Annotated in this window: 13 protein-coding genes and 1 tRNA gene; 3 read left to right on the top strand and 11 right to left on the bottom strand. The window is 66.9% G+C overall.

Annotated features, from left to right (window positions below; all coding sequences use genetic code 11):
• Positions 1–73 precede the first annotated feature (73 nt).
• Positions 74–1507, top strand: coding sequence for an aminotransferase-like domain-containing protein (locus tag AB4Z27_RS07350; RefSeq protein ID WP_092291510.1), 1434 nt, complete (start codon positions 74–76; stop codon positions 1505–1507).
• Between the two features lie 11 nt (positions 1508–1518).
• On the opposite strand, the gene AB4Z27_RS07345 is transcribed toward AB4Z27_RS07350, so the two are convergent.
• Positions 1519–2106 (bottom strand): acyloxyacyl hydrolase, encoded by a 588-nt coding sequence (locus AB4Z27_RS07345; RefSeq protein WP_255370706.1) that lies wholly within the window; start codon positions 2104–2106, stop codon positions 1519–1521.
• Between the two features lie 444 nt (positions 2107–2550).
• Complete coding sequence (locus AB4Z27_RS07340) at positions 2551–3429, bottom strand: alpha/beta fold hydrolase (RefSeq protein WP_092291506.1); 879 nt, start codon at positions 3427–3429, stop codon at positions 2551–2553.
• Positions 3430–3600: 171 nt separating this feature from the next.
• On the opposite strand from AB4Z27_RS07340, the gene AB4Z27_RS07335 reads away from it, so the two are divergent.
• Both AB4Z27_RS07335 and dmeF read left to right on the top strand, forming a co-directional pair.
• The gene (locus AB4Z27_RS07335) at positions 3601–4518 is read left to right on the top strand and encodes a LysR family transcriptional regulator (RefSeq protein ID WP_092291504.1); all 918 of its coding nucleotides are present in this window, start codon (positions 3601–3603) and stop codon (positions 4516–4518) included.
• A gap of 106 nt (positions 4519–4624) precedes the next feature.
• The gene (dmeF, locus tag AB4Z27_RS07330) at positions 4625–5626 is read left to right on the top strand and encodes a CDF family Co(II)/Ni(II) efflux transporter DmeF (protein ID WP_441644152.1); all 1002 of its coding nucleotides are present in this window, start codon (positions 4625–4627) and stop codon (positions 5624–5626) included.
• A 15-nt stretch (positions 5627–5641) separates the two neighbouring features.
• On the opposite strand, the gene AB4Z27_RS07325 is transcribed toward dmeF, so the two are convergent.
• The 9 genes from AB4Z27_RS07325 to glmU form a co-directional block, all read right to left on the bottom strand.
• Positions 5642–6625, bottom strand: coding sequence for a quinone oxidoreductase family protein (locus AB4Z27_RS07325; protein ID WP_441591391.1), 984 nt, complete (start codon positions 6623–6625; stop codon positions 5642–5644).
• Between the two features lie 93 nt (positions 6626–6718).
• Complete coding sequence (locus tag AB4Z27_RS07320; RefSeq protein ID WP_092291498.1) at positions 6719–7162, bottom strand: GNAT family N-acetyltransferase; 444 nt, start codon at positions 7160–7162, stop codon at positions 6719–6721.
• Between the two features lie 353 nt (positions 7163–7515).
• Positions 7516–7590, bottom strand: a tRNA-Cys gene (locus tag AB4Z27_RS07315).
• A gap of 95 nt (positions 7591–7685) precedes the next feature.
• Positions 7686–8174, bottom strand: a complete 489-nt coding sequence (gene bfr / locus AB4Z27_RS07310; RefSeq protein ID WP_441644151.1) for a bacterioferritin — start codon at positions 8172–8174, stop codon at positions 7686–7688.
• A 252-nt stretch (positions 8175–8426) separates the two neighbouring features.
• Positions 8427–8882, bottom strand: a complete 456-nt coding sequence (locus AB4Z27_RS07305; protein WP_092291494.1) for a PA2169 family four-helix-bundle protein — start codon at positions 8880–8882, stop codon at positions 8427–8429.
• A gap of 177 nt (positions 8883–9059) precedes the next feature.
• Positions 9060–9656 (bottom strand): GTP cyclohydrolase II, encoded by a 597-nt coding sequence (ribA, locus tag AB4Z27_RS07300; protein ID WP_092291492.1) that lies wholly within the window; start codon positions 9654–9656, stop codon positions 9060–9062.
• A 235-nt stretch (positions 9657–9891) separates the two neighbouring features.
• Positions 9892–12114, bottom strand: a complete 2223-nt coding sequence (locus AB4Z27_RS07295; protein WP_441644150.1) for a catalase — start codon at positions 12112–12114, stop codon at positions 9892–9894.
• A gap of 251 nt (positions 12115–12365) precedes the next feature.
• Positions 12366–14204 (bottom strand): glutamine--fructose-6-phosphate transaminase (isomerizing), encoded by a 1839-nt coding sequence (gene glmS / locus AB4Z27_RS07290; protein ID WP_441644149.1) that lies wholly within the window; start codon positions 14202–14204, stop codon positions 12366–12368.
• 107 nt (positions 14205–14311) lie between these two features.
• Positions 14312–15676 carry a bifunctional UDP-N-acetylglucosamine diphosphorylase/glucosamine-1-phosphate N-acetyltransferase GlmU gene (gene glmU, locus AB4Z27_RS07285; RefSeq protein WP_092291486.1) on the bottom strand — a complete coding sequence of 455 codons (1365 nt, stop codon included), beginning with the start codon at positions 15674–15676 and terminating at the stop codon, positions 14312–14314.
• Positions 15677–15859 lie beyond the last annotated feature (183 nt).

The raw sequence follows: 15859 nt of genomic DNA, 5'->3' as shown, positions 1-15859 counted from the left end.
ATGGGAAAGGTGCCCGGTCGCGCGGCGCGGTAACCAGTACACTGTACAGGTTTCGCGCCCTGCCGAGTGCCTGATGCTTAACCTGAACCTCGTCCGCAGCCGCCGTGGCGGCGACACCCTGACCGAACAGATCGTGGCCGGCATCGCCGCGCTGGTGGACCGCCGCGCGCTGCGTGCCGGCACCCCCCTGCCCTCGGTGCGCCGCTTTGCGCAGCAGCACAACGTCAGCACGTTCACGGTGGCGGAAGCCTACGGCCGGCTGACCGCGCTGGGCTACCTCGCGGCGCGCCCCGGCTCCGGCTACACGGTGGCGCACCGCCACGCGCCGGCCGGCCATGCCCGCGCGCCCCACTGGGAGGCGCCGGGGCTCAACGCCGCCTGGCTGCTTTCCGATGTGTTCGCCGACCATTCCGTGCCGATCAARGCCGGCGCGGGCTGGCTGCCGGGCGACTGGCTCAACGAGGAAGGGCTGCACCAGGCCATGCGCAGCGCCGCGCGCGTGCCGGCCGCGCAGGTCTCGGGCTACGGCCATCCCTATGGCTTCGCGCCGCTGCGCGAGCACATCGCCGCGCATATGAGCCAGTACGGCATGCCGGTGCAGGCGCAGCAGGTGGTGCTGACCCAGGGCGCCACGCAGGCGCTGGACCTCGTGGTGCGCACGCTGCTGCGCCCTGGGGACACGGTCCTCGTGGAAGCGCCCTGCTATTGCAATCTATTGCAGATCCTGCGGCTGGCCGGGTTGCGCGTAGTGGGCGTGCCGCGCACGGCGGCCGGGCTCGATACCGACGCGCTCGAAGACGCCATCCGCCAGCACACCCCGCGCGCGCTGTTCGTCAACACGGTGTTGCAGAACCCCACCGGCGCCAGCCTGACGAGCATGAACGCCTTCCGCGTGCTGCAACTGGCCGAACAGCACCGGCTGCTGGTGGTGGAGGACGATATCTACCGCGAACTGGCTCCGGCCGGCTCGCCGATGCTGGCGGCGATGGACGGCCTCTCGCAGGTGGTCTACGTGAACGGATTTTCGAAGACCATCACGCCGTCGCTGCGCGTGGGCTACCTCGCGGCGAGCCCGGATCTGGCGAAGGCTTTCGCGCGGACCAAGATGGCGGTGGGACTGACCTCGTCCGAGGTCACGGAGCGACTGGTGTATTCCGTACTGACCAGCGGCCACTATGGCCGCCACGTGGCGGCTTTGGCCGAACGGCTACGCGCGCAACAGGATCGCGTGACGGAAAAGATGGAAGCGCACGGGCTGGAGGTGCTGCTGCGGCCCGAAGGGGGGATGTTCGCCTGGGCGCGGCTGCGGGGCGACGACGCGCCGCCCGCAAGCCGCCTCGCCACGCTGGCGCTGGACCACGGCATCTGGCTGGCACCGGGCTCGTACTTCGAGCCCGACGAGACCGATTCCCCGTGGATCCGCTTCAACGTGGCGACGAGCGACGCCCCGGCATTGTGGACATTCTTCGAGGCCTGCCGCGCCGGCCAACTGCCGCGCGCGGCCTAGCCTGAGACGCCTCAGAAGCGGTAACGCACGTACCCGGTGTAGAAGTTGCTGCCCGGGTTCGGCCCCTTGATGCTGGCGTTGGAGATGTGCTGGAAGCGGAAGCCCGCTTCCGTGTTGGCATTCTTGCCGAAGCCCACGCCGATACCGACCATGTCGGAGAACTGGAACGCCGTGCCCGAACGGTGTTCGTCGGACGTGCCGGTGTGGGACTGCACGCGCAGCCCCACCGACGCCTCGGCGAACGGCACGAAATAGCCACCGCGCTTTTCCACGCGCAGGATCGGCGATACGCCAAACTCGAACAGGTTCTGCTGGTTGGTGCCGCTACGTGCATCCCATCCGGCGACGTTGAATTCGCCCTGCAGGCGGAACAGCCAGCCTTGCGGATTGCCGTACTGGATCGGGGTGTTGAAGTTCAGCCCGAGTTCGTATTTGTTGATGTTATGGCCGGGATCACGGCCATAGGCCACGTGCACGGCGGGATGGCTCCAGCCAACCAGTTCCTCGGCGCTGGCGGCCGACGTGGCGCCCGCGGCCAGCGCGGCAACGGCAAGAGTCCGGGTGATAAACAGGGTACGAGCGGAGAGGGCGGAATGCATGCGGCGTTCTTGTTGTTCTGTCTTCATGAGGAGGACTACGAAGAGAGATGGCTCGACAACACAACTCGGCGCGATTGACGGGCCCTGCCCGCTTCCGAGAAGGAACGCGGGCGATCAGGCCCAGAGTCGCTCGACCAACCAGCTCGCGGCAACGCAAATTCCGAGCCAGACGGCGAGGCAACCTGCAATAAATCGGTACGTCATTGTGGAAAGGGACTTCTGAGGGGGTCTTGGAATGGAAATGTGCGCGGATTATACATCCATCCGTGAATGTATGTTTGCCCCGAACTCTGCCGAGTCAAACATGCGCAGTCAGACCATGCCAAAAGTCCTCAGTTCGYCATAATGCCAGTGAGCGGCGAACCGTGCACTGTGCCGAGCGCGGCGGATCGTACAACACACTGTTCCCCCGACGCACACAATCTGTGCCGATAACGACGCCCGTCAGCCGCGCAGGAACGGCAGCACTTCCGCAAGTAGCTGTTCCGGCACTTCCTCCGCAATATAGTGACCGCTCGGCAAGGCATGACCCGTCACCCGGCGGGCCACCTTGCGCCACTCCTCCAGCGGCTGGAAGCACTTGCCGACCGCACCGTCGGCGCCCCACAGGGCCAGCATTTCGCACTCCACCTGGCGTCCGGCCTCGGCGTCGGCGCGATCATGCTCCAGGTCGATGCCGGCGCTGGCGCGATAGTCCTCGCACAGGCCGTGGGCGGCGCCGGGCAGCTTCAGGCAGCGCAGGTACTCGGCCAGCGCGGCCTCGGTGAACGGGGCGAGGCCGGCGCTGCGCGAGCCCATGGTCTGGCGCAGGTAGAGGTCGGGGTCGGCCTCGATCAGCGTTTCGGGGAACGGGGTGGGCCGGATCAGGAAGAACCAGTGCCAGTAGGCGCGCGCGAAGGCTTCCGAGGTCTGGGCATACATCGCCAGCGTCGGGGCGATGTCCAGCGTGACGAGCTTTTCCACGGCCTGCGGGTGGTCGAGCGCCAGCCGGTGCGCCACGCGTGCCCCGCGATCATGCGCCAGCACGCGGAACCGCTCGAAGCCGAGCGCCCGCATCACCGCCATCTGGTCGGCCGCCATGGTCCGCTTGCTGTAGTTCGCGTGATCCGGCAGGCCGACGGGCTTGTCGCTGTCGCCATAGCCACGCAGGTCCGTGGCCACCACCGTGAAATGCCGGGCCAGCTCGCCAGCCACCTTGTGCCAGATCACATGCGTTTGCGGATGGCCATGCAGCAGCAGCAGCGGCGGGCCCTCCCCGCCGACCACGGCGTGAATCGCCACGCCCTGGCTGTCGATCCGGTGTGTTCTGAATCCTTCAAACATCGGCTGTCTCCTTGGTCCTTGATGCGTCGATGCGTCRATGTGGCAAGCCGTGCCATGGTAGTCGCCGCGCATGGGRTGCGCATCGGCGGGCAGTGTAATCGCGGAATYCATCGCTATAATTGCGCGAACCGAACTTCATTCGTGCGCTCGATTCACGAATTGCCGCCACCCATGGACACCTTCTCGGATCTCGCCTTCTTCGTCCTGCTGGTCAAGCGCGGCAGCCTCGCCGGCGCGGCGCAGCAGCTTGGCGTCACGCCCTCGGCCGCCAGCAAGCGGCTGGCGGCGCTGGAGGCGCGGCTGGGCGTGCGACTGCTCAACCGCACCACGCGCCGGCTGTCGGTCACGCCCGAGGGCGAGTCCTACCTGGCCCAGGGCGGGCGCATCCTGGCCGAGCTGGAGGAACTCGAACAGGGCCTCGGCGGCAGCCGGGTGGCGCCGCGCGGGCTGCTACGGGTGAACGCGACGCTCGGATTCGGCAGGCGCCACATCGCCCCGCTGGTCAGCGACTTCCTGCAGGTCTATCCCGATGTCGAAGTCCAACTGCAACTGACCGACCGGGCGATGAACCTTGCCGAGGAAGGCTACGACGTCGGCATCCTCCTCGGYGACCTGCCCGATGCGCGGCTCAACGCCCGCCTGCTCGCGCCGAACCGCCGGCTGCTGTGCGCGTCGCCGGCCTACCTCGCGCGGCACGGCGAGCCGGCCTCGCCGCGCGCATTGCAACAGCATCGTTGCATTGTGATCCGCGAGAGCGAATCGGCCTACGGCACGTGGCATCTCCAGTCGGCCGGCCGGCAGGAGACCGTGAAGGTGCGCGGCCATGCCGCGACCAACGATGGCGAGGCGGCGGCGAACTGGGCGCTCCAGGGGCATGGCATCGTGCTGCGTTCGGAGTGGGAGGTGGCGCCGCTGCTGCGCTCGGGCCGGCTGCGGCAGGTGCTGGCCGACTGGGCCTCGCCGCCGGCGGACATCTACGCCGTGTATCTCACGCGCGACAAACTTTCGGCCCGCGTGCGTGCCTTTGTCGACTTTCTGGCCGAACGGCTCGGCGCGTACGAGCAGACCGCGCCCTATCACGGCTGGTAGCCGGCGCGGCTACCCCTGCCGGCGGCAGGGTGGCGGGTGACCGGGCGCGCCATGACTGGTACGCTTGGGCAGCGCCCCCCCAAACCACTCCAGACTCCCTCCCGACATGCACACGCACGATCTGTCCGCGTGGACCCATTCCCACGTCTTCAATGCCGGCAATCCGGCAGCCGAGCGCAGCACGCGCCTGGTCATGTGGATCACGCTCGCCACCATGGTGGTGGAGATTGCCGCCGGCCTCTGGTTCAACTCGATGGCCCTGCTGGCGGACGGCTGGCACATGAGTTCCCACGCGCTGGCGATCGGCCTCTCGGCCTTCGCCTACGCCGCCGCGCGCCGGCTGGCCAACGATGCCCGCTTCACCTTCGGCACGTGGAAGATCGAGGTGCTGGCGGCCTTCGCCAGTTCCATCGTCCTGCTGGGCGTGGCCGCGCTGATGATCGCCGGCTCGGTCGAACGGCTATTCACCCCGCAGGCCATCCACTACCAGGAGGCGATGGCCGTCACCACCATCGGCCTGCTCGTGAACCTGGGCTGCGCGTTCATCCTCGGCGGCGCGCMCCATCACGGGCACGATCATGGCCATGCGCATGCGCACGATCACCACGGACATGCCGATCACCATCATCACGACATCAACCTGCGTTCGGCCTATATCCACGTGATTGCCGATGCAGCCACCTCGGTGCTGGCCATCGTGGCGCTGGCGGGCGGCTGGTGGCTGGGCTGGAGCTGGCTCGATCCGGTGATGGGGCTGGTGGGCGCGGCGCTGGTCGGTCGCTGGGCGATCGGGCTGATGCGGCAGAGCGGCACGGTGCTGCTGGACCGCGAGATGGACCACCCTGTTGTGGACGAAGTGCGAGAGGTGCTGGCCGAGTTCCAGCACGGAGAAGACGGCACGCGCGTGACCGACCTGCACGTCTGGCGCGTGGGCCGCGAGCAGTTCGCCTGCATCGCCAGCCTGGTCACGCACGACGCCACGCTCACGCCGCAGCGCGTGCGGCAGGCGCTATCGATCCATGAGGAGCTGGCCCACGTGAGCGTGGAGATCAGCCTGTGCGATGACGGGGCACCGCGCCGGGCGGCCCGTCATCGTCATCCGCACTAGTCGAAACCCGTCGAATTACGGCAGCAGCAGGATGGCGCCGGTGGTCTCGCGGCGCTCGGCGGCCTCGTGCGCGCGGGCGACCTCGGCCAGGGGGAAGCGGGCGCCGATCTCCACCTTCACCTGGCCGGTGGCGATGGCATCGAACAGGTCCTTCGCATTGGCGCGGAAGCGGGCCGGGTCCGCGTTGTGCGGGAACACCGAGGGCCGGGTCAGGAACAGGCAGCCCTTCTTGTTCAGGATTTCCGGCTCGATGGCCGGCGCCGGGCCGGACGCCCCGCCGTACAGCACCACCAGTCCGAAGGTCTGGGCGCAATCGAGCGAGCCCATGAAGGTGTCCTTGCCCACGGCGTCGTAGACCACGGTCACGCCCTGGCCGCCGGTGGCGTCGCGCACCTGCTTGACCCAATCCGCCTGCTTGTAGTCGATGGCGATGTCGCAACCCGCCGCGCGGGCGCGCTCGCACTTGGCCGGGCCGCCGGCCGTGCCGATCACGCGCGCGCCGAGCGCCTTCGCCCAGCCGGCCAGGATCTGGCCCACGGCACCGGCGGCGGCGTGGACCAGGACCGTGTCACCGGGCTTCACGGCGTGCGTGTGGCGCACCAGATATTGGGCGGTCATGCCCTTGAAGATCACGGCGGCAGCCTGCTCGTCGCTGAGGTTGTCGGGCAGCTTGACCAGCTTGTCCGCCGGCACGTTGCGCGCTTCGGCGTAGGCGCCGAGGCCGGCGTTCATGTACGCCACGCGATCGCCCACGGCGATGTCCGTCACGCCCGCGCCCACCGCCTCCACCACGCCGGCCGCCTCGTGGCCCAGCCCCGTGCCCACCGGCAGCGGATAGGTGCCGCGGCGCTGGTACACATCGATGAAGTTGAAGCCGATGGCGGTATGCCGCACGCGCGCCTCGCCGGCCGCCGGCGCCGGCAGCTCGACCGGCGTGAGCTGCATCACTTCGGGCGCGCCGAATTCCTGGAGGCGGATGGCACGGACAGTGGTCGTCATGGGGTCTCCCTGGTCAGGCTTGCAGAATTGGAGCCCCGATTATTGTCGCTTTTGTAAAACCTTGCCGAAGGCGGGCCAATCAAGGAAAAACCATCAGGTCAGCACCGCGCACATGCACAACGCGCTGGTGTTGCGCAGGCGCTGGAATTCCTCACTCTCGAGGACTTCTGGGGGCAGCTTGGAGGCGTGGATCAGCGAGAAACCGTAGCGGGCGAAGTAGCTCGGGCAACTCGAGGTCAGGAGCACCGCGCGGCGCGTGCCGTTGGCGCGGGCACGCATCATCACCGCGTTGACGAGGTGGCTGGCCACGCCCTGGTCGCGCCATTCGCGCAGCACGGCCACCGAGCGGACGATGGCCGTATCGCCGAAGCGCTCGGCGCAGGCGCAGCCGACCAGCTCTGACTCCATCAGGGCCACGTGGAACTCGCCCACCAGACGCGGCAGTTCGTCCACCGGCAGGTTGCAGCGCTCGAGCACTGCCGCGATGGCAGGCATATCCGACGGCTGCGCCGCACGCACTCGCAGATCTTTAATCATCGGGAGCCTCTGTTTCTCTCATCGTCTGGGGACGGAAACGCCATGGAAGCCCTGCATGGTGAACCCTGCCTCACGTGCTGACACTTGGTGCACGCGCGGCRAAACATTATCGCAATCGGGGCGCTATATCCACAGGGAAACTCCGCGTTGCGGCGTACTCAACGCTTGCGGCGTATCTGCCTGCGGAACGAGCATGAAATGCGCCAGCGGCTCGGCGTTATCCGCCAAATGCCCGGCAGAAAATGATAGTCCTTCCAGATGACAGATTGGTCAGATCCGGCGAAGGCAATGAACGAGGGAGAACAGGAGGGAAAGCAGGAGGGAAAGCAGGAGGGAAAACGGCAGGAAGGAGATGGAGGCGGGGATACGGAATCGAACCGTCGTAAACGGCTTTGCAGGCCGTCGCATCACCACTCTGCCACCCCGCCCCGGAGTCTGGACGCCCTGGCGGGCGCCTTGCATTCAGTGTGCGGGGCGCAGTGTAGCCGAAGATCTGGAACTCTGCAGAGCGCCTGCCTGCCGACTAGGCGTCGGACTCGCCCAGCTCGCCCATCGCGGATTGCAGGTAGTTCTGCACGCCGASCTTGCGCACGAGTTCCAGCTGCGTCTCGATCCACTCGATGTGGTCCTCGGTGTCCGAGAGGATATCGGTCACCACATCGCGCGACACATAGTCGCTAATCGACTCGAAGTACTTGATGGCATCCTTGCAGCTCGTCTGGGACAGCAACTCCACCTTCAGGTCGCCGCCGAGCATCTCCTCGACGTTCTCCCCGATGAGCAATTTGTCCAGATCCTGGAGGTTGGGCAGGCCGTCGAGCATCAGGATGCGCTCGATCAACTTGTCCGCGTGCTTCATCTCCTCGATGGACTCCTCGTACTCATGCTTGCCCAGCGCGCTCAACCCCCAGTGCCGGTACATGCGCGCGTGCAGGAAATACTGGTTGATCGCGGTCAGCTCGTGACGCAGCTGGCCGTTCAGTAACTGGATAGCTTTCTTGTCGCCTTTCATGACATTGACCCCAAAACGCCTGCACACCACGGTGGACGATTTTCATGTTAATAGCCGAGGCTAGAAGATCAAGCATACATAGGGAAAATCGCGTTAATAAATCCCTTGCCAGACGGGGCTTTACGACACGATGCGGATGATTTTGCGGATGATTGCGATTCCGATTCAGCTACCTTTCGGCACGCGCGAACATAATCCCCAATGTAAAAGGCGCCTCCCTAGGGAAGCGCCTTCGTGCCGATCCGGAAGCGGTTATTCGCCGCTCGCGCGATAGCGGTTACGCAGATCGCGGATCAGGTCGTGGTTACGCAGCACCCCCTGGTACTGGCGCTCGATCAGCGCGCGGATGTCGAAGCTCAGGTCGGTTTCCTGGAGCGCATCGCCATACTTCTTCTTGGCGACGTCTTCGCCCTTCTCGGTTTCCTCGAGGATGGCGAGGTCCGTGCGGTCGGCCACCGCGCTGCGCAGGCTCACCCAGCCGCGATGCAGCGCACCGGCCACGCTGCCGTGGTCCTCGGGCTTGCCGCCGAGGGCCATCACCTGGCTCTGCAACTCGCGCACCGCCGCGCCGCACTCGGTGGCACGGCTTGAGAACAGCGTCTTCAGTTCCGGATTCTTGGCGTCCTCGGCCGCCTTGCGGAAGCCCTCCTCGCCATCGCGCGAGACTTCGATCAAATCGTTCAGTACGGAAACGTTGTTGTCAGCCATTGTTGGACTCCTCTCACATCGGAGGCGCGCCGTGAGGCCACGGCGGCACATCGCGTGGAACATCCCGCGCCATGCCGAGCATGGCGCGGACCTTATATCCACGATAGGAGAGTGGACCCGGACAAGCTGTCGGGAGGCTGCGCAAGCGGTTGTCGGCCTTCGCCTACACCCGCTGAATCAGTCCAGCAGGTGACCCATGCGGGACCGCTTGGTGGCGAGGTATTTCTCGTTTTCGGCGTTGGCGGGCACGATGTGACGCATCTGCTCCGTCACGGCCAGGCCGGCGTCTTCGAGCGCCCGGATCTTGATCGGGTTGTTGCTCATCAGGCGGACCGACTTCACACCCCACTGGCGCAGCATGTCCGCCGCGAACGCGTAGGTGCGGCCGTCGATGGCCTGGCCGAGCGCGAGGTTGGCGTCGACCGTGTCCAGCCCRCCGTCCTGCAGCGCATAGGCGCGGATCTTGTTCGAGAGGCCGATGCCCCGGCCTTCGTGGCCGCGCAGGTAGAGCAGGATGCCGCGGCCTTCCTCGGCAATCTTCTGCATGGCGAGGTCGAGCTGCTCGCCGCAGTCGCAGCGGCACGAGCCGAAGACGTCGCCGGTCAGGCATTCGGAATGCAGGCGGACGAGAACGTTCTCGCCCGAGATGTCTCCCATGGAGAGCGCCAGGTGTTCGGTGCGGCTGTCCACGCCCTGGAAGGCATGGGCGGTGAATTCGCCGTAGCGGGTCGGCAGCCGTGCGGAGCCGATCAGCTCACTTTCTAGGTCTTTCATATTCCTGTGATCGCGGGGGGCGCCGTGGGGCCCGGGCGCGCATGATGCGGGCCGGGACAGGCGCACTGCGCGCCACCCTGAGGGGGCTGTGGCGCGCGGCATGCCGGCAAGGATACCGCGAAACGCCTCTCGCTATAGGTATCGCTGCAGGTACCCCTATGCCGAGCGGGCACTCTCGGGCGACGGCGGGGTCGCCTGACGAGTGCCCCTTAGGACGCTTTCGCGCCGCCTGCGCTCAGGCKGGAATGCGCATCGCRTCCGGCCGTTGCCACCAGCGATGCTGGCCCACGGCATCGAGGAATTCCCGATGCCGCGCCGGGTCCTCGGTCTTGGCGATCACCACGCCCGGCCCCGCGAAGCCGCCGGCCAGCCCCGCGCAGCGCGCGGCCTCGGCCACCATCACGGCGCCCGAGCCGCCCGCGCCCACGGCCTTGCAGTGCTTGTAGGCCTCCTTGATGAACAGCAGCGCGTCCGGATCSGGCTCGGCGGGGGGCTTGGCCACGTCGGGCACGTACACCGCATCGAACAGCACCGARCCGACCGACGACAGCGCATGGTCCACCGGCAGCGCCGCGCCCTTCGCCGTAGTCACGCTCGCCGCGCGCGGGCCGATGATCTTGAGATTGGCGCGCGCCGCCTCGGCCAGCTTCCTGAGCGAGGCGATGGCCGCGTCGTCCACGCCATCGTTGATCAGCACGGCGATGTTGCGGCCCGTGATGTCGCCCTTTGGCTGGGCGTCCAGGCTCAGCGCGGGCGAGGCCGGTACGCCGTAGTCGTTGATCTGCACGTTCGGCCCGACCGGCTCGACGGGAATCCCGAGCTTCTGCGCCACGCGCTCCGCCAGTTCCACGGCGATATGGTGGATCTGCCCCACCACGCGCGCCCGGATGGCGGGGTCGAAGACCTTTGAGAGTTCGAACGCGTACGCATCGACGATCTGCCTTTTTTCGACGTCGGACTGGCTGCGCCAGAAGAGATTGGCCTGCGAGAAATGATCGGCGAAGGTCTGTGCGCGCATGCGCACCTTCACCGCGCCGTCCTCGGCGGCGGCAGCGAAATGCCGGTAGGCGTCGGCATCGCCGGCCAGGAACGGGCAGCCGCCGCTGACCGAGTTCGGCTGGTAGCTCTCCTTACCCTGCACCACGGTCTGCCGGCCGAAGCCGTCGCGCTGGTTGTTATGCACGGGGCAGAGCGGGCGATTGATCGGAATTTCATGAAAATTCGGCCCGCCGAGCCGCGTGAGCTGGGTATCGGTGTACGAGAACAGCCGCGCCTGCAGCAAGGGATCGTTGGTGAAATCCATGCCCGGCAGGATGTGGCCCGGGTGGAACGCCACCTGCTCGGTTTCGGCGAAGAAGTTGTCCGGGTTGCGGTTCAGCACCATCCGCCCCACGCGCCGCACCGGCGCCAGTTCCTCCGGAATGAGCTTGGTCGGGTCCTGGAGATCGAAGCCGAACTTGAGCATGTCGGTCTCCGGCACCAGCTGCACGCCGAACTCGTATTCGGGAAACTGGCCCGCCTCGATCGAATCGTAGAGGTCGCGCCGGTGGAAATCGGGGTCCTTGCCGTTGATCTTGACCGCCTCGTCCCAGACCAGCGAATGCGCGCCGCCCACCGGCTTCCAGTGGAATTTGACCAGCGTGCCCTGCCCCTCTGCATCGACAAAGCGGAACGTATGCACGCCAAACCCCTCCATCGTGCGGAAACTGCGCGGGATGGCGCGGCCGGACATGGTCCACAGCACCATGTGCATCGACTCGGGCTGGAGGGACACGAAATCCCAGAACGTGTCATGCGCCGACGCGGCCTGCGGGATCTCGTTGTGCGGTTCCGGCTTCACGGAATGGACGAAATCCGGGAACTTGATGCCGTCCTGGATAAAGAACACCGGGATGTTATTGCCGACCAGGTCGAAGTTGCCCTGCCGCGTATAGAACTTGGTGGCGAAGCCGCGCACATCGCGCGCCAGATCGGCGGAGCCGCGCGAGCCGGCCACGGTCGAAAATCGCACGAACACTGGGGTCTTCTGGCCAACCTCGGTGAACAACGCGGCGGTGGTCACGTCAGCCAGCGACTCGGTCAGCTCGAAATAGCCATGGGCCGCCGCGCCGCGCGCGTGGACCACGCGCTCGGGAATGCGCTCGTGGTCGAAGTGCGTGATCTTCTCGCGCAGGTGGAAGTCCTCGAGCAGCGTGGGGCCGCGCAGGCCGAGCTTGAGCGAGTCGTCGTCCTGCGGAATCTGGAGGCCCTGGTTTGTGGTCAGCGTGCGGTCACGGTTCGAGACGAGATTGCCGACCGAGTCCGAACCCAGCTGCTTTGGCCGCTCGGCCAGCCGGTCCGCCACGGCGCGCTCGTAGCTGCCGTCGTTGTTGTTGCCGATGCCTTGTGGCTTGGGCGGCGTGGTGTCGCCTTTCTTGCCGGGTGGCTGGGCGGCGGTCGGTGCGGTCTTTTTCGTCATGTGGGGTCCCTCGGTGGCGTTCGGTGGCTGGGTATCGCGGATTGGAGCCGATTGGAGCCTATGGCTTCCGCAGATACCGTGCCACCGGGGGCTCGGCGCGCACCGGCTCCCCGCCAGGCCGCGCCACGTCTGGCAAGCCGGGATTGGGGGCGACAAAAAAAAAGCCACGGTGCGTGCACACCGTGGCTTCCTTTTACATCCGGCTTGTAAAACCGCTTGCCGTGTCTTGCTCTCCGGGCGGCGGCCCCGCCTTATTCCACCGTCACCGACTTAGCCAGATTCCGAGGCTTGTCCACGTCCGTCCCGCGTGCGCAGGCCGTGTGGTAGGCCAGCAGTTGCAGCGGCACCGTGTGCAGGATCGGCGACAGCGCGCCGTAGTGCTCGGGCAGGCGGATCACCTGGATGCCATCGGACGACTGGATATGCGTGTCGGCATCGGCAAACACGTAGAGCCGGCCGCCGCGCGCGCGCACTTCCTGGATGTTGGACTTCAGCTTCTCCAGCAGCGCGTCGTTCGGCGCCACGGTCACCACCGGCATCGCCTCGGTGACCAGCGCCAGCGGGCCGTGCTTCAGCTCGCCGGCCGGGTAGGCTTCCGCGTGGATATATGAGATTTCCTTGAGTTTCAGTGCGCCTTCGAGGGCGATCGGGTAGTGCAGGCCCCGGCCCAGGAACAGCGCGTTCTCGCGGCGCGCGAAGTCTTCCGACCAGGCGATGATCTGCGGCTCCAGCGCCAGCACGCCATGCAGCGCCACGGGCAGGTGGCGCAGGTTGGTCAGCGCGGCGGCCTCTTCTTCCTCGGTCAGCCGGCCGCGTACCTTGGCCAGCGCCAGCGTCAGCATGTACAGCGCGGCGAGCTGGGTCGTAAACGCCTTGGTCGAGGCCACGCCGATCTCGGTGCCGGCGCGCGTCAGGAAGCGCATCTCGGTCTCGCGCACCATCGCGCTGGTCGCCACGTTGCAGATGGCCAGCGTGTGGGTGTGGCCGAGGTCGCGGGCATGGCGCAGCGCAGCCATGGTGTCGGCGGTCTCGCCCGACTGGGAGATCACCACCACCAGCGCGCGCGGGTTCGGCACGGTGTCGCGGTAGCGGTATTCGCTGGCCACTTCCACCTGGGTCGGGATCTTCGCCACGGACTCGAGCCAGTACTTGGCCGTGCAGCCCGAGTAGTAGCTGGTGCCGCAGGCCAGGATCAGGATGTTGTCGATGTCGGGAAATACCKCGGCCGCCTTCTCGCCGAACAGTTCGGGCGCGATGGCGACGATGCCTTCCAGCGTGTCGCCCAGCGCGCGCGGCTGCTCGAAGATTTCCTTCTGCATGAAGTGGCGGTACGGGCCCAGCTCGACGGCTGCCGCGTGGGCTTCCACCACGCGCTCCTCGCGCACGACTTCCACGTCGTTCACGTCGCGGATGGTGGCGCCGGCACGGGTCAGCTCCACCACATCGCCCTCTTCCAGATAGACGATGCGGTTGGCGGTGCCGGCCACGGCCAGCGCGTCGGAGGCCAGGAACGATTCGTTCTCGCCCAGCGCCACCACCAGCGGCGAGCCGGCGCGCGCGCCCACCACCACGTCCGGGTTGTCCTTGGCCACCACGGCAATCGCGTAGGCGCCGTGCAGGCGCTTGGTCACCACGCGCACCGAGCCGAACAGGTTGCCGCGCGTGGCGCTGCTCGGGTAGGTGTAGGCCTGGTGGATCAGGTGGGCGACCACCTCGGTGTCGGTCTGCGACTCGAAGCCGTAGCCCACGGCGCGCAGTTCGTCGCGCAGCGGCTCGTAGTTCTCGATGATGCCGTTGTGCACCAGCGCGATGGTCTCGTCCGAGAAATGCGGGTGGGCGTTGACCGTATCGGGCTTGCCGTGCGTGGCCCAGCGCGTGTGGGCGATGCCCAGCGTGCCGGCCAGGCCGGACGACTGCGTCTGCGTGTCCAGATCGGCCACGCGCGACACGGTGCGCGCGCGCTCGAGCATCTCGTCGCGCACGATGGCCACGCCGCACGAGTCATAGCCGCGGTACTCCAGGCGACGCAGGCCTTCGATCAGGACCGGAACGATATTGCGCGTGGAAACCGCGCCGACGATGCCACACATCTTGTGAACCCCCCGTTTGGGTTGCCTCGCGCCGCGCGCCGCAACCCGCTGAATGATGATGGCCGGCCCTCCCCGGGCCCGGCCTGACTGACGTTGACTGACTTAGCTTACTGCTTCGGCTGCTTCACCGGGCGCTGCCATGCGTCCAGCGTCATCTGCTTGGCCCGCGAGAGCGTGAGCTTGCCGGCTGGCGCGTCCTTGGTCAGCGTGGTGCCCGCGCCGATCGTGGCGCCACGGCCCACCGTCACCGGCGCCACCAGCTGCGTGTCCGAGCCGATGAACGCGTCGTCCTCGATCACCGTGCGGCTCTTGTTCACGCCATCGTAGTTGCAGGTAATGGTACCCGCGCCGATGTTGACGCGCTGGCCCACCGTGGTATCGCCCACATAGGCCAGATGGTTGGCCTTGCTGTGATCCCCGACCTGGCTGTTCTTCACCTCGACGAAGTTGCCGATATGCACATCCTCGCCCAGCTCGGTGCCGGGGCGCAGCCGCGCGTACGGCCCGATCCGGCCCGCCGGCCCGATCTTTGCTTCCTCGATGTGACAGAACGGTTGCACGCGTGCGCCGGCGCCGATGGTGGCATTCCGGATCACGCAATGCGCGCCGATGTGCACGCCATCGTCCAGATGCACGCGGCCTTCGAACACGCAGCCGACGTCGATGGTCACGTCGCGTCCGCACGTAAGCTGGCCGCGCACATCGATGCGCGCGGGGTCCAGCAGCGTCACGCCGGCCTCGAGCAGGCGCTGTGCGAGGTTGCGCTGGTGAATGCGCTCCACCTCGGCCAGCTGGACCTTGCTGTTGACGCCCAGCGTCTCCCACAGGGCCGCCGGCTGGGCGGAGACGATCTCCACGCCCTCGGTGGCGGCGCGCTCGATGGTGTCCGTGAGGTAGTACTCACCTTGCGCGTTGTTGTTGCCCAGCGTGGCAAGCCAGCGGCGCAGGTGGCCGGTCGGGCAGACGATGATGCCGGTGTTGATCTCGCGAATGGCGCGGATCTCGTCGCTGGCATCCTTCTGTTCGACGATGCGCACGATGTTGCCGGCGGCGTCACGTACGATGCGGCCGTATCCGGTAGGATCGGGCATCTCGACGGTGAGCACGCCCATGCGCTCGGCGCCGGCCGCATGGACCAGGGCCTCGAGCGTGGCGGCGGTGGTCAGCGGCACGTCGCCATAGAGCACCAGCGTGGGCTGGTTGTCATCGAGCATCGGCAGCGCCTGCATCACGGCGTGGCCGGTGCCAAGTTGCTGGGTCTGGTCGGCAAACGCCACGTCCGGCGCAGCGACGGCCTCGCGCACGTGCTCCGCACCGTGGCCAACCACCACGACGAGGCGCGACGGCGAAAGCGTGCGCGCGGTGTCGAGCACATGGGCGAGCATCGGCCGCCCGGCAACCGGGTGCAGGACCTTGGGCAGGGCGGAATTCATCCGTTTTCCCATCCCTGCGGCAAGAATGACGATATTCACAAGGAGGTCCCTAAGTGAGTGTGTCTGATAATAAGCGCGAAAACCCGTACCAAGCGATCTCTTCAATCCCTCCAAACCCTTGTCAGGACTGGGCTGGCGGGCGATCTGCGAGGCGGGAAAACATGCGCGGCGATTTTAGCATGGCGCCTTGCGCCCGACCGCCGGTGGTTTCCGTTTTTCACA

It is taken from the genome of Cupriavidus sp. KB_39 (assembly GCF_052114485.1).
GTDB lineage: Bacteria > Pseudomonadota > Gammaproteobacteria > Burkholderiales > Burkholderiaceae > Cupriavidus.
This window is presented reverse-complemented; position numbering and strand designations above follow the sequence as displayed.